General features: G+C 43.4%; 9 protein-coding genes. 3 read left to right on the top strand and 6 right to left on the bottom strand.

The annotated features are described in order from the left end of the window. Positions 1 to 10: 10 nt before the first annotated feature. From R8P61_28090 to R8P61_28065, 6 genes are all read right to left on the bottom strand, one after another. Positions 11 to 1,594 carry an amidohydrolase family protein gene (locus tag R8P61_28090; protein ID MDW3650971.1) on the bottom strand — a complete coding sequence of 528 codons (1,584 nt, stop codon included), beginning with the start codon at positions 1,592 to 1,594 and terminating at the stop codon, positions 11 to 13. A 269-nt stretch (positions 1,595 to 1,863) separates the two neighbouring features. Continuing rightward, a complete protein-coding gene (locus R8P61_28085) occupies positions 1,864 to 3,174 on the bottom strand; it encodes a M20/M25/M40 family metallo-hydrolase (protein ID MDW3650970.1) in 1,311 nt (436 codons plus the stop codon). A 151-nt stretch (positions 3,175 to 3,325) separates the two neighbouring features. Then, a complete protein-coding gene (locus tag R8P61_28080) occupies positions 3,326 to 5,101 on the bottom strand; it encodes a long-chain fatty acid--CoA ligase (GenBank protein ID MDW3650969.1) in 1,776 nt (591 codons plus the stop codon). 20 nt (positions 5,102 to 5,121) lie between these two features. Continuing rightward, on the bottom strand, positions 5,122 to 5,940 hold the full coding sequence (locus R8P61_28075; protein ID MDW3650968.1) for an alpha/beta fold hydrolase: 819 nt from the start codon (positions 5,938 to 5,940) through the stop codon (positions 5,122 to 5,124). Positions 5,941 to 5,999: 59 nt separating this feature from the next. Continuing rightward, a complete protein-coding gene (locus tag R8P61_28070; protein ID MDW3650967.1) occupies positions 6,000 to 6,839 on the bottom strand; it encodes an alpha/beta hydrolase in 840 nt (279 codons plus the stop codon). Positions 6,840 to 6,889: 50 nt separating this feature from the next. Beyond that, positions 6,890 to 10,129 carry a HEAT repeat domain-containing protein gene (locus R8P61_28065; GenBank protein ID MDW3650966.1) on the bottom strand — a complete coding sequence of 1,080 codons (3,240 nt, stop codon included), beginning with the start codon at positions 10,127 to 10,129 and terminating at the stop codon, positions 6,890 to 6,892. Positions 10,130 to 10,308: 179 nt separating this feature from the next. On the opposite strand from R8P61_28065, the gene R8P61_28060 reads away from it, so the two are divergent. From R8P61_28060 to R8P61_28050, 3 genes are read left to right on the top strand one after another with little or no spacing between them, the layout of a single operon-like run. Next, positions 10,309 to 10,983 carry an AhpC/TSA family protein gene (locus R8P61_28060; GenBank protein MDW3650965.1) on the top strand — a complete coding sequence of 225 codons (675 nt, stop codon included), beginning with the start codon at positions 10,309 to 10,311 and terminating at the stop codon, positions 10,981 to 10,983. Then, positions 10,959 to 14,147 (top strand): response regulator, encoded by a 3,189-nt coding sequence (locus R8P61_28055; GenBank protein ID MDW3650964.1) that lies wholly within the window; start codon positions 10,959 to 10,961, stop codon positions 14,145 to 14,147. Before R8P61_28060 ends, R8P61_28055 begins: the two co-directional genes overlap by 25 nt. Continuing rightward, complete coding sequence (locus R8P61_28050; protein MDW3650963.1) at positions 14,144 to 14,839, top strand: CheR family methyltransferase; 696 nt, start codon at positions 14,144 to 14,146, stop codon at positions 14,837 to 14,839. Before R8P61_28055 ends, R8P61_28050 begins: the two co-directional genes overlap by 4 nt.

Here is a 14,839-nt window from a genome sequence, read left to right as displayed (position 1 = left end):
TACACTTCTCCTATTCCTCCACTTTCGGTCCTGTAGTTTCTTCTCCACCGGCCAATAAAGTCAGGCCTATTACTTTTCCTTCTTCATTGGTATTAAAGGTGATTTGAATGTTTGCGGCTTCGGCATAAAAGACCTTTGAGGATTTAGGTGTAAAGTCATATTCTTCTCGTCCTTCTGCCTTTGCTTTCAACTGCATACCTGCTTTAGAAACGATAATCACCAAATCCTCAGAAAGCTCATATCTCCCTACATAGGCTTCAAGCATTTCCTTGGTTACCTTTATTTCCTCAACAAATGCCTCCGTATCTACATAAATCTCTCCCCCTTTCATGACAAAAACCAGATTAAACATAGCATGCTCAAAGTCTGTTTCCACATCTCCTTTTACAGCAATCAAATCCGCAAAGGCACCCTCTTTTATGACTCCCAGCTGATCTTCTTTTCCCATAAATTTTGCAGACAGATAGGTAGAAGAACGAAGGATGTCCAGGGGTTCCATCCCTTCTTCCAGATAAGCCAACAGTATATTTTTGGCAGCTTCTCCCTGAGGCATTTCAAAATCCAGGTAATTGTCCGAACCCGTCACAATCGTAACTCCGGCTTTGATCGCTCTTTGCAAACGGTCGCTTAGATTCTTTTTCGCTCTTTCGATCTGTTTTTCTCGATTCCATTTGAAATCAATGATGTCATAAAGTTTATGGTAAAGAGGAATGGAAATATCTGTCGGGACCAAAACCACTCCTTTCTCAGCCATCAATTCCAGGGTTGTATCTGAAATCGAATAGCCATGTTCGATACCATCCACGCCTGCAGTCACTGCTTCCCAAATGGCCAGATCATTGGTCGCATGGGCTGTAACTTTTTTGCCATAGCGATGGGCCATTTTAACGATGGCTTTCATTTCCTCTATAGTCAGGCTGGTATTATTGGGGGTATTGTTTGCACAAATCTTGATGAGGTCAGCCCCATAATTCAGATGAACACGCACGGCATTGATGGCATCATCCACACTTCTTACGATGGTATATTCATCCGCGATCACATCCCTGTGACTTTTCATCAAACCTCTCACCTGCCCTCCTTCAGAAGCAATGATAGGCCCGGAAACATACATGCGAGGTCCAACTGTTGTTCCTTCATTGATCGCTCTTTTCAATGCGACATCCAGGAAAGGTCCGGAATCTCCCAAATCTCTTACGCTGGTAAATCCATTCTCCAACCAGGACTTGGCTCGTTTGGCTCCTCTCAATACTCGCAGGGCATCTCCTTCGAACAAGAGTTTATCTGCCATCGGATTTTCGTCCTTGAGGTTGTCAAGGGTCATCAGATGAGTATGGCCATCGATGAGGCCAGGCATCAAGGTATAATCAGAGAGATCTATAACTTTCGCATGTTCCGGGATTTCTATATCCTGTCCAAATGCTGAAATCCTGGCCCGTTCGATCTTGATGATATAGTCTGAAAGCATTTCCCCTTTCTCCGAATCAAAGACTTTACCAGCCTTGATGAAGGTCGCATTGGTTTGAGCGAAGGAAGTTGAAATAACCAAAGCCAGAGAGGTCAGAAGCAGAAGAGATTTCAGAAAGCGGTTCATAGGAGTGTGGGTTTAAAGATTTGGGAACAATAAGTTATCAGAGATTTTTCACTTTAGGAGCTGATCATTGTAAAATGATGTAAATCCTAAGTAAAAATTCAGGAATGTACCTAAGAGAAGAATGAGCTCCTGCTTCAGACAGGGCGATACAAGTATCAAAATAAATCTGTCATCCCGGCCTTAATCTAAGGGTCGGGATCTCTAGCCAAAATCTATTAGCAAGAGGTTCCGGACATCTGATAGATTCCGGGATGACAGGGTTTTTTGTTTTATTCTCGTGTCAAACGATACAGCAATAGTGCCGCTCTCTTCACGGCAATATGAAAAGTATCCAGTTCGACGGTTTCATTGAAAGTATGCCCTCCAGCTCCATAAGAGCCTAATCCTCCTAAAGCAGGAATGAAGGAAACAAAGGCAATATCAGCTGCTCCTCTAGCTCCCGGATCATAGGGCTCAATGGCTTCAAAGCCTAAGTCCTGGCTAATCTTATCATAGACTTTCAGCAATTCATAATTCTCTTCATTGGGATACATGGCGGGATAGCCTTCGAAAAACTCTATGCTTGCAGAAGTACCGGGATGATTTCCATTTTCTACTATCTCTTTCATTTTGGCTTTAGCTCTGTCCAATTGGTCCTGAGAGATCGTCCGGATTCCTCCATCTACCACTACTCTCTGGGCAACTACATTGGTTTTGCCGAAAGCCGTTCCTTTGGAATTGGCCTTATCAAAATTCACCCCTGTTCCACCCAATACTACTCCGGGATTGAAGGTAAGGTATTCTTCTCCTTTTACTTTTTCATGGAAAGCATTCAGAATACGCGACATTTCGAAAATCGCACCACTTCCCACCTGCTCGCTAAATATCTGAGAGGAATGCCAGCGGGTCCCTTTTACACTCAACTGCCATCCACTTGAACCTCTTCTCGCTACCACTGCTCTTCCTGCTTTTCCTCCTTCAAAGCCCAAAGCGATATCGCTTCTTTTTCCAGCTTCGATCAAGTCTTTTCGGCTGATCGTCTGCGGAGAGCCTGGCTTTTCCTCATCGCCGGTATATACGACGATGATTTGGGTATTATCCATAGCACCTGCTGCATGCAAAGCTTTCAGGGCATATAAGAGCACTACGTCTCCTCCTTTCATATCATTGGCACCTGGTCCCTTGGCTTTTTTATCACTCACCTTCTCCCATTTCTGAAAGGGACTATCTTTTTCAAAAACCGTATCAAAATGCCCGATCATCAGCACTCGCTTTCCTTTGCTCCCTTTGTGCTCGGCAATCATATGTCCGCCTCGGTTCACCTCTTCGGGCATATCTACCCATGTCACCTCCATCCCCAATGCCTCCAATTCAGGCCTGAATAATCGCCCAACTTCCTGGACTCCTTCTTTATGAAGGGTACCGCTATTGATGTTGACAGCTTTTTCTAAAAAGTCGATGGCTTCATCCATATGTTCATCGACATACTGAACCATTTTCTTCTCTTTCTTGTCCAGTTTTTGTGCAGATAGATTTAAGGTAAAAAGGGAAATAAGTCCCAGAAGCATTAGCTTTCGATAGCGATAAATATTAGCAATCATGTTTAGGTAAATTAAATGTAGGGATGGAAAGGCTAGCATTAACAAGGATAAATCAAGCCTTTTATCCGGATTATTCCAGCTCAATTTTCCAATTCTCGGTTCTTGTTCTTCATTCCTTTCCAACTCAATCCCAAACTAGCAATTTCCCGCTTTACTTGTACATCCCATCGATGTCCTTGCCAAAACGATCTATAATCCTTTGTCGCATCAACTTGAGGGTATTGGTGAGGAGACCGGATTCAGGCGTAAGTTCCTGATGAAAGAGGTGAAATTTTCTGATCTTCTGGAAATTGGGAAGATTCTCATTGAGCCTATCGACCTCTTCCTGAATCTTTCCCTTGATCTTTATATTGAGGACCATATACTCAGGGCTGGTCCAGTGGATCTGGTGCTCAGAAGCCCAATAACGTAGCATTTCGAAATTGGGTTTTATCAATGCCGTAAGAAAAGGGCGTTGAAAACCCACGATCATGCTTTGCTCAATAAAATCGGATCGCTGTATATGATTTTCCAGTACCAGAGGAGCAATGTATTTGCCCGCCGAAGTTTTGAATATATCCTTGCGCCTGTCTGTAATTTTGAGGAAGCCTCTTTTGACAATTTTGCCTACATCTCCGGTTCTAAGCCATCCATCCTCTGAAAGGACACGTGCCGTTTCTTCCGGTCGTTTATAGTAGCCCTTCATCACATTGGGGCCTTTCACCAAAATCTCTCCTTCTCCTTCCTCATCCGGATCATCAATTTTAACTTCTACTCCGGGAATAGGCAGCCCTACGGTTCCCAATTTAAACATGCCCGGACTGAAACGATTCATAGTAATGATGGGAGAAGCTTCGGTCATTCCATAGCCTTCACGAACCTTTATTCCGGCAGCAGAATAAATCCGGCTTATATCCGGTTGAAGATAAGCAGCACCTGTAAATATGGCTTCTACATGCCCTCCACTCACATGCCGAAATCTTCGAAAAACCAAAAGCTTGGCCAATTGCCTTTGCATCCAGAAAAACGGCCTGACGCGCGCTCCTTCTTTATAATTTTTTCCAATCTCAATAGCCCAGTCCACAGTCTTTCGGATCAGGACATTTTGCTCAGCTTTCCAAACCTGGATGGTTTCGACCATTTTCTCTAAAATTCGGGGAACAGCTGTAAAATAGTGAGGCCTCGCTTCTTTAAAGGCAAATAAAAGTGCGTCCCGATCTGCAGGGAGATACAAAGTCGCACCTGAGGCTATATATCCATAGATGGTAGTTCGTTCGAAAATATGACTATAAGGAAGGAAACTCAGGCATCTTTTTAAATGTGCTATTGGAAGAAGCGTCAATGCAGCCTTGACATTGGAAACAATATTGTCGTGGGTCAACATGACGCCTTTGGGAACTCCGGTTGTGCCTGAAGTGTAGAGGATGCAGGAAAGGTCATCTTTTTCTATTTCTGCGCGAAGTTCTTCTAACAGCTCTTCCTCTATATCCTCCGCAATAGAAGCAAGAAAAGCCAGGCTATTTTCCTGAGACTTTTTGCCATGTGCTACATAACTTTTCATCTTCCTCCCATTTTCTCCCAGCAATCTTTTCCGATCTTCTTCATGGGAAAAAAAAGCAACCTTGGCTTCCGTTTCCTGAGCGACATGATCAAACTGATCTGGAGTGAAGGTTACATGCACAGGAACTACGATCACGCCTATTTGTTGGGCAGCCATATCGAGCAATACCCATTTTACACTAGCCAATTCCGGCACAATGATCATCCGATCTCCTTTCTTCAATCCCAGGCCCAAAAGAGCTGCACTGTATCGATCTCTTTTCTTCAAACACTCCTCCGTACTTAAGGCTTTCCACTTGCCTTTCTTTTTCCGTGACAATAAAGCCTGCGAATTTGGGCAGTGGGTGGATTGAAAAGAAAGTACTTCAAATGTGCGGGTCCAGTTCAAAGCAGCTAGCTTAAGTGAGGTTAATTATTATAGGTAACTTTTTCGCCTTTGAAAGCCTTATCCATCAGGTCGTAGAGCAATTGATGGTACTCTCCAAAGTCAGGAAGATTATTATGGCCGGCTCCTTCCACTTCGTATAGGCTGACTTTTTCCGGGTCCAAAGCCTGAAGCTTTTTGCTATTGGAAATGGGAATGAGCCAATCTTTCGTTCCATGAATGATATGCACGGGGCACTTCATGGATTTGATAAATTGGTCCGTACGGAGTCGGTATCTCAGAATCCACTTTAAAGGCAGATAAAATCCATAGCGACTCATATTATGGATAAAATTGTAATAGGGAGAATCCAGGATCAGCATATTGGGGCGATTCCATGAGGCAACCCTTGCTCCTATTCCACTCCCCAGAGACCGACCATAGACAATGATCTGATCTTCTCTATAATGTTCAGTCAGCCACTTATATAAATGCTGGGCATCATTGAATAGTATCCGTTCTGAACGCTTTCCCCTACTCTTTCCGAATCCTCTGTAATCCAACATAAAAAAATCAAATCCATTGCCCAGAAAATCCTTGGCGAATTTTCCCCAGCCTTTGATGCTCTTGGAATTGCCTTTTAAATAATAAACAACCCCTCGACTATTAGGCACTTTAAAATAAATGCTATTGACGCTTCCCCCATCCTCCATGTCGAAAGTATGTTCTTCAAAATCGAAGGGATATTTATAGGAAAAGCCGCTGGGAAGAATTTCAGGACGGAAGAAAAAGAGATGTTGGAAGAAATAAAAGAAAGCACAGAGCAGAAGGTAAATACCTCCTATAATAAGTAGAGTAGTCATTATCCAGTCCATGCTTCTTTATATCTCCAATGAATTTAGGAAAAATAGGGATAAGAGCTTTATTCCTTAAGCAATATTTTCCGAAGTCCCAGATGAAACTCCTCAAATTCGGCCAGATTTTTATGCCTTCCTCCTTCTATGGTAATAAAATGGGAATTATCGGGCAGAAAAGGTCGGAGCTTAATTGCAGAGGCATATGGAACCGTTTCATCATCAGTTCCCTGGAAAATATGGGCTTCTTCCATTTTTCGCTTTTGCAGGTACTCAAAAACCGGGAAGTGATATTTTAATTGATAAGGGAAGAATAGCCGAAAGCGTCGATTGATCACATCTCTCATGCTAAAGAAAGGAGTTTCCAGGATCAGTAATCCTGCATCTTTCTGACTAGCAAGATAGCTTGCCGGCCCTGAACCAATGGACCGTCCATAAATGATGATATCTTCAGGGGCATATTTGGCATGTGCCCACTCATAGGCAATGACGGCACTTTCATAGAAATTTTCCTCCGTAGGCTTACCCTCACTTTTCCCATAGCCCGGATAGTCGATCATCATTACTTCGTATCCCAAACGGGTAAAATCTACCGCATAATTTCCCCATCGCTGGAGATCATCTGCATTTCCATGAAAATACAGGATCAATCCTCGGCTGGTATCAGGCTGGGTAAAGTAAACGCCACTTAATTTTTCGCCGGATCTATCCAGGACGATTTCTTCAAAATTTTCTTCAAAGCTAAATGCATATTGGGCTTTCAATTTGGTGGGGAGAAAGACCATTTTGTCCTGAAAAAGATAGGATAATGCGACCAGGAGTCCATAAAGGACAAAAAGTATGAGCAGGATTTTAAACATATTATTTCCCAGGTTTTTCATGGATGCATTTCCCAATTTTCCGGCCATGAAGGAGGGCAAAATTAGGGATATTTTGGCAATCGACCAGTAGCTAATATTTATTTCAGGCTATTTAAAAATTCGACCACATCACGGATCTCATTTTTATTGAGGAAATTTTGCATGGGAATCATCGCGGATGGCAGACCTTCTTTTCCATAGCCGGGAGAAATTCTCTTGCTGGGGAGGACCAAAGCTTCCAGCAATTGCTGGCGATTGAGTTTAGAAGCAATCCCTCCTAAACCCGGTCCTGCCAATACAGCATCCCCTTCCAATTGATGGCAACGCATACATTGGGCGCTTTCGTGGATGTAGAAAATACGGCCCCCATTCCGAGCATTGCCTCCTTTTAAACTCACCCGAAATTCGCCCAAATCATCCTGCGCATTCAGGCTTTCATAATATGTTTTAACCCTTTGGCCCAATTCCTTATTTTCCTGCGCAATAGCTGCATCCAGGACATCCAATTGAATTTCATCCGCAACTTCTCCTGCCTCCAATTTATCCATCCAACTGGCAATTAATTGCAGGGCATCCTCTGTATGAATTTTACCGAGGCCCTTAAAAATGGTTTGTCTTTCGCCTGTACTACCAAACTCCAGTGCTTTCGCCAGAAGCGCCAGTTTCTCTGACTCTTTGATTTCCAATTCATTGATCAGGCTTTGAGCCTCTTTTCTCAGACTTTCCTCTCTATCAGCCAAAGCCATTTCTATCGCTGATTCTGCTCGGGGACTTTTCATCCGAATCAGGGAACGCAAGCTTGCTCCCCTGACTTCATTGCTTTCTTTCTTATCTGTCCCTATCGTAAATAAGATTGCATCCTTTTCCGTCATTCCCAGCCTTCCTGTCATTTCAATTCCAGCAATTTTCATATCTCCTTTTTCCTTCATCAGCATTTCAGCTAATCCTTCCGTAGCAGCCAGAATTTCACTGGGGGAATGAGAAGCCGTTTCTCGGTAGATACCTTCCAATCTATCCAAGACCGGAATATCTGTCCAATATGCCAGGGCCCAAACAGCATCTGCCCTGAGTATATCAGCATTACTTTTATCATCTATAAAGTTTCGAAGTCGATTGGCAGCCTCAAGTCCTCCTAGCCTGAGGTTTGCATTGATTGCTCTGCGGACATAAGCTTCCGTTTTGACCGGACTTTTCCCTAAAGTCGCCGCTAAATCCTCAAGAGATTCCTCAACAGATCGATCATCATAAATGGCTCGAGCAGTTTCATTCATAACCATCCAGGAATCATCTTTCAGGAATTGACTCAATTGAGGAGAGCGCATTTCCCGTAAGGCGACAACTGCTCCTACTCGTACTGCCTCAGAAGGATGAGAGGAAAGCTCTCCCAATTGTTTCTCTACGCCTATGCGAGAGAGCGCATACACAATTCCATGACGCAAATGGGGATCATTTTCTCCGGTTTGGCCCAATAAATCTATCAGTCCTTGAAAAGCTTCGGCTTTCCCAATTTTCCCCAAAGCTTCAGCCGCAAAATATTGAGCCCTTGCAGAAGAATCTTTTAACTGCTCAAGTAAGGGATCGAAAGCAGCTGTATAACGGGCATCTCCGATAACTTTAGCTAGCTGAGCCCGAACTTCTGCATCTTCATCATCAAGGTAGGAAAGCAGAGGCTCAGCCTCTGAAATATTTCTTCTGGCCAACTGCCCAATGCCCCAAATGGCATGAATGCGAGCCAGTTGGTTTTCGTGGGAATCCAGAAGTTTATGCAAAGTCGTCGACTCTTTCCTTTTTACCAATTCAAACTGAGCCTCCATACGAATACGCATATCCGGATGTGCCATGAGTTTTTCCAACTCCTCTAGTTCTAATTTGCCGAAACCTTTGGCAAGAATTTCCTGGGTTTGCTGACGCAATGCATGCTTATTTTCTGTATCCAGTTTCCATACCCTACCTATATCTTTTTTCGCATAGCCTTCCAGCCAATCAGCCATATACAAAGTCCCGTCTGGTCCAAAATTAACTCCGGTGGATTGTATACCATTCATAACAAATTTCTCATCCTCTAATTGGAAGGAGGCACCTTTGGGACTGAGTTTAAAGGCTTCAATTTTGGAATTGGCTATAGAACCGGTGAAATAAGAGGCAAAAAAGTAACCCTCCCAGTCTTCATTGAGGGCCGTACCGGGATTGTAGGCCAATCCTGCAGGCCCATTTGGAGAAAGTCCTAATGGTGGTAATGCGTAGGCAGGTCTTCCGGGGAATTGAGGCAAATAGAGTTTCTCATCCATCCAGATCTTGTAAGCATTCTGGGGATCATTGTACTTGCCAAATTGCCAGTGAATACGCCAGCCGGTATCGGAGCCCTCCAGTATATGAACATAGCGCTCTCTTTCGCCCCGATGATCTCCATCATTATCAACCGATATAAGATTACCGTATTTGTCGAAAGCCAGTTCCTGGGGATTTCGGAGACCATGTGCAAATACCTCAAACTCTGTCCCATCAGGATTGATTCGCATAACTGCACCCTCATGAGGATATGGCCAATTTTTTCCATTTGCATCACTCGTATTCACCCCAATATCTCCTATAGACCAATAGATCTTACCATCGGGACCCAGGGTCAAGCCCGACATATCGTGTCCGGCAAAAGCAATATGAATCCCATATCCATGACTCAGCGATTGTTTTTTGTCAAAATCTCCGTCTCCATCAGTATCCTCTAATTGCCACATATCGGGAGCAGCTGTGAGGTAGACTTTTCCATCATGTACCAAGACACTTCCCGCTACTCCAGTCAGCATATCTCTGAATTCTTCAGCAAATACATGAGACACATCTGCTTTTCCATCTTCATCTTCGTCTCGTATCACCCGAATCCTTTCGCTTTCCACTTCTAAATCCCGAAAATCGTGGATGCTATCCTGATTCAAATCTTCCTGCCAGCCGTTTTGATCACTCAGTTCGGTGGCAAGTTTGTTTAGGTGAAAGTCGCGAGTTGCTTCTATATTGTATAAACCCAGATCATCCGTCATCCAATCCCGATGGGCCCGGATGTCAATGTCTGAACTTTTTCGCCTTGCTGTTTCAGAGAGGTAAACGCTTCCATCATGATCTATCGATATTCCGACCGGACCTGCCAATAGTTTTTCCGGAGCCCATAAGGAAACTTCAAAGCCTTCCATCAATTTAGGCTCCATACTCTGGGTATTCTGAAAATCCAGGGAATCCGCATAGGTAAAGAGTGGAAATTTATTTTCCTTCTTAGACTCACACCCTAGCGTAAAACCGATAAGGGAGCATAAGAAAAAGTAGTGTAGTAGGTTCCCGGATTTCATAACTAAAAATATACAGGCTTTCGCTTAGAGCCAAATGAAGTTTCAACAGCTATCTCCTATTCAGAACTACTAAGCTTGCAATTTGCTAACAGAACTTACGCGTGTTACATCGGAACACAGCTTGTACAATTTATGAGGTGCATATTACTCATATTGTATTATTGCAAACCGCGTAATACATGCGAAAAGGTTTCGTACTTGGGATGCTTGCTTTACTCTTCACTGGGATTATCTACATATTCTGGCAGGAAGAGTTACGTTATAGCCTGCCAACTCCCATTCCTGATGATTATGAAGAGGTTGCTATAGGTAGTTGTATAGAACTGCCCTTATCTAGCAGCCAGTGGAATCCAGAGAAAGCACAGTTTCTTCATTTTTTCAATCCCGATTGTCCCTGCTCTCGCTTCAATGCAAATCACTTCAAGTATTTGTTAAAAAACTTCGGAGAAGAACTGGATTTCAGAATCATCATTCCGGAGGGAGCTTCGGAAGAAAGAACACGAAAATTATTGAGCAAAAATATTCCTGTTCACCAGGATACAGAGGGAAAGTGGTCATTGCTAACCGGAGTTTATGCTTCCCCTCAGGCAGTTATCATCGATGCGAATCAGGCCCTTTACTATCGGGGCAATTACAACAAAGCCAGATTCTGCACCTTTCCGGGTAGCAATTATGCCGAGATCAGCATAAATCTTCTCCTGAGAGGAAATGAGGCTCCCGTCTGGGACTTTTATGCAAGTCGGGCCTACGGTTGTCAATTGCCAGAGGTAAATGACCCGCTATCATCGCTTTTTTTCTGGTCTAACAATGAACACACAATTCCTTCTTTATGGAACGTGAACAATTCACATTAAGCGCCGAACAAAAAAAGGCGCTCTTTGTATCAACCAATGAACGCTCAGACAACATCCTTCAGAAATTTTTGCTGGGGAGTTTTGTATTGGGGATACTAATGGCCTTTGTCTATGACACCTGGTTGGTAGCCATAGCAGTCGGAAGCATGTCTCTAATAGCCTACTTTGGCACGAAAAAATTACTTCCAGAATCAAATTTATACCAATACGTAGGTTCAGCCGTCCTGGCCATTTTTATGGCTCAATATATCTATCAGATGCATGGGCTTTTTGAAATGCACTTTTTCGCATTTGTAGCCTGTACCCTGATGATTACCTATTCCAACTGGCGGCTACAATTGCCGCTATTTGTAATCATTGTCGTTCATCATGCGGCTTTTGCCTATATGCAATTCGCAGGGGTTGACGGGATTTACTTCACCCAGCTCCCCTATATGGATCTGACCACCTTCATTATACATGCAGGTTTGGCAGGATTGATCATTTCCATTTGTGGATTGTGGGGATACTTTTCTGAGAAAAAGATCATCCATGATGGAATCAGAGCCTTAAGAGCTGAGTTTGTTTTATCCGAAAATCTCAAGATCGCTCATACCATCAAAGAAGGAGATTTTGATTCGGAAATTTTGATAAACAGCCAGGACCCTCTGAGCGAAGCCTTGCTGGAAATGCGACAGTTCCTCAAAGAAAATGTAGAGCGTGAGGCCGCCGAAAAATATTCCAGTCAGGGAGTTGCGCAAGTGAGTCGTCTATTAGCTGATATAAATACCCTGGGACAGGAAATTGGTTGGGAGAAATACATTGAAAAGATTCTCAATCTTCTTTCCACGCATTTAAATGCCAGGCAGGGCACCTTTTTCATGCTGACTGAAAAAGAGGAGGAGCCTATGCTTCAACTTTTGGCCGGATACGCATATGAAAAGAGAAAATTCATCAAGAATAAGATACCCTTTGGAGAAGGCCTTATCGGTCAGGTAGCTTTGGAACAGAAATATATTATTGTAAAAGATCTTCCAGATGAGTATTTCCTCATTTCTTCAAGTCTGGGTAGTGCACATCCTAAAGAAGTACTGGCCTGGCCACTGATCGCTGATCAAAAGCTGGTAGGAGTGGTTGAATTTGCCAGTTTTGAAGGCTTTGAAGAAAAGCATTTCAACTTCCTCGAAGAAGCTTCATTTAGAATAGCCAGTACACTCGCCAATGCAGAAGCTCAGGAAAAAACCCGGAGATTGCTGGAAGAGTCAGTCGCCTTGAAAGTAAGCCTGGAAGAAAACAACCAGAAATTGGAGGCACAGGCAGATCAGCTAAAAGAGTCAGAGCAAGCCCTCAGACAACAACAGGAAAATTTACTGGAAGCCAATACCGAACTTGAAGCTCAAACGCAGGAGTTAGAGGTTCAGAAAAAGGCGCTGATCGAGCAGAATGAAGAAATTGAATCCGCGAAAGCAGAACTGACCCAAAAAGCAGAGGAACTAGAAGCCAGCAATACCTATAAGTCTGAATTCCTGGCCAATATGTCCCATGAATTGCGGACCCCGCTTAATAGCATTCTCATTCTTGCCAACATACTTGCGGACAATAAAGGCGAGCGTCTCAATGACAAGGATGTCGAGCATGCTCAGGTGATTCACAAGGCAGGAAGTGATTTGCTTACCCTCATCAATGACATCCTCGACCTTTCCAAAATTGAAGCCGGGAAACTGGACCTTTTGATGGAAGCGGTTGGATTTGAAGAGGTGGCAAAAGACATGGAAATGATGTTTGAGCATGTCGCGGATAAAAAAGGAATCAATTTTGAAATTGAGATAGATGAGAAGTTGCCCAATCATTTTGAAAGTGACAGGGTAAGACTGGAACAAATCATCAAAAATCTACTCTCAAACGCCTGCAAGTTCACAAATAAGGAGGGCACGGTAAAGTTGGGAATCCAGTTGGCCGACAGTTCTGCTAATTATAAAAACGAAAGTCTCAGAAATACAGATCGCATTGTTTCATTTGCGGTATCCGATACCGGTATTGGAATCCCTAAAGAAAAACAAGCCAAAATATTCGAAGCCTTTAGCCAGGCAGATGGTTCGACCAGTCGCAAATACGGAGGAACGGGCCTAGGGCTTTCGATTTGTGTCCAGTTAAGTCATTTATTGGGAGGAGAAGTTCAGTTGGAAAGTGAAGAGCATAAAGGCAGTACCTTTAGTCTTTACCTGCCCTTGAATGCAGTTAGTGGGGAGCAAAATCCGAGAGATGAGGAATCTCTTTTCAAGCCTGTGATCCCCAAATCCAAAAACACTGACAGAAGCAATTCAAATATTCTAATCGTTGAAGATCAGGAATTGCAAAACAAGGCCCTTGGCCAATTGCTGAATCGCCATAATTATCACTATAGCCAAACCTTCAATGGGCAGGATACCCTGACTCTTTTGGCTGATGAAAAAACAGTAAACTGTGTCATCCTTGACTACAACCTTCCCGACATGACCGGATTGGATGTCTTGAAAGAGATTCGCCAAATGGAAGGCTTTCAGCAGATCCCTGTTATCATCCATACGGCAGAAGATCTCAGCTTAGATATCCAACAGGAAATCAACCAGTACACCCGAACCATTATCTCGAAAGCTACTCAATCTTCTCGCAGATTGATAGATGAGATAAATCTCCAATTGGGATATGAGCAGGAGGAAGTAGAAGTCATTGAAAAGAAAGCCAAACCCAGGAAAAACGTCAAAGCTGCAAAGCCTAAGATTTCCAAAGCTAAAAAAGTTGATACGCCCTCCACAGATCCGGGCATATTGAAAGAGAAAAATGTCTTTCTGGTAGATGATGATATGAGAAATATTTTTGCCATCTCAGCCATCATGGAGAGCAATAGCATCGCAGTAGAAACAGCACTAAATGGGAAAGAAGCATTAGAGAAACTGGAAAAGGGACTCCATCCAGACATCATCCTCATGGATATAATGATGCCGGAAATGGATGGCTTTGAAGCAATCCAAAGGATCCGAAAAATGGAGGAATTTAAATCGATTCCCATCATCGCTATTACCGCTAAAGCTATGACGGAGGATCGACAAAATTGCCTCGACGCAGGCGCGGATGAATACCTGTCCAAACCTCTGGATACAGTGCTGCTATTGGAACGAATGAAAGAACTACTTAAAAAATCATGATGACACAAACACAAAGCATAGGAAGTACACAAAGAGCGGTCCATACCTCTCCGGAAATTAATTCGCAGTCAGGGCTTATCTCCGGTTTGACCGAACTGTTTAGAGATCCGACATACTTCCATCTCATCAGACAGGAAATCATACCTTATCTGGAAACATTTTCTCATCCCAGGATCTGGCATGTCGGTTGTTCGACTGGGGAAGAAGTATTTTCTATGGCCATTCTTTTACAAGAAGCGGCCCTCCTGAACAAGACTGATATCCTCGCCACAGATACCTACCAGCATCGTTTGATACAGGCAAAAAATGGGCGCCTGGGAATAAGGATGCGGGAGCAATATCAGCGCAATTTCAAAGAAAGTGGAGTAAAAGGGACATTTGAGGACTATTTCACCACGGGTCCTGGATACCTGGAGCTAAAAGCAGACATTCTTCAAAAGCTCAATTTTTTCCGACACGATATCATACAGGGAGCCAGTCCCAATACCTTTTCCTGTATTTTTTGCCGGAATGTACTCTTCTACTATCCTCCTGAAAAGCAATTGCAAATCCTGGAAAAACTGCTCGACAGCCTGAGTCCTATGGGATTTCTGGTTTTGGGTCGAGTTGAGGATCTCCGATTTTCTCCCCTGAAAAAGCATCTGAAAATCCTGCGAAAGGCTTATTCCATTTATCAAAAAACAAGTTTCTGA

It is taken from the genome of Bacteroidia bacterium (assembly GCA_033391075.1).
Classification (GTDB): domain Bacteria; phylum Bacteroidota; class Bacteroidia; order J057; family J057; genus JAWPMV01.
The sequence above is the reverse complement of the archived record's forward strand: the minus strand, read 5'-3'. Positions and strand labels throughout refer to the sequence as shown.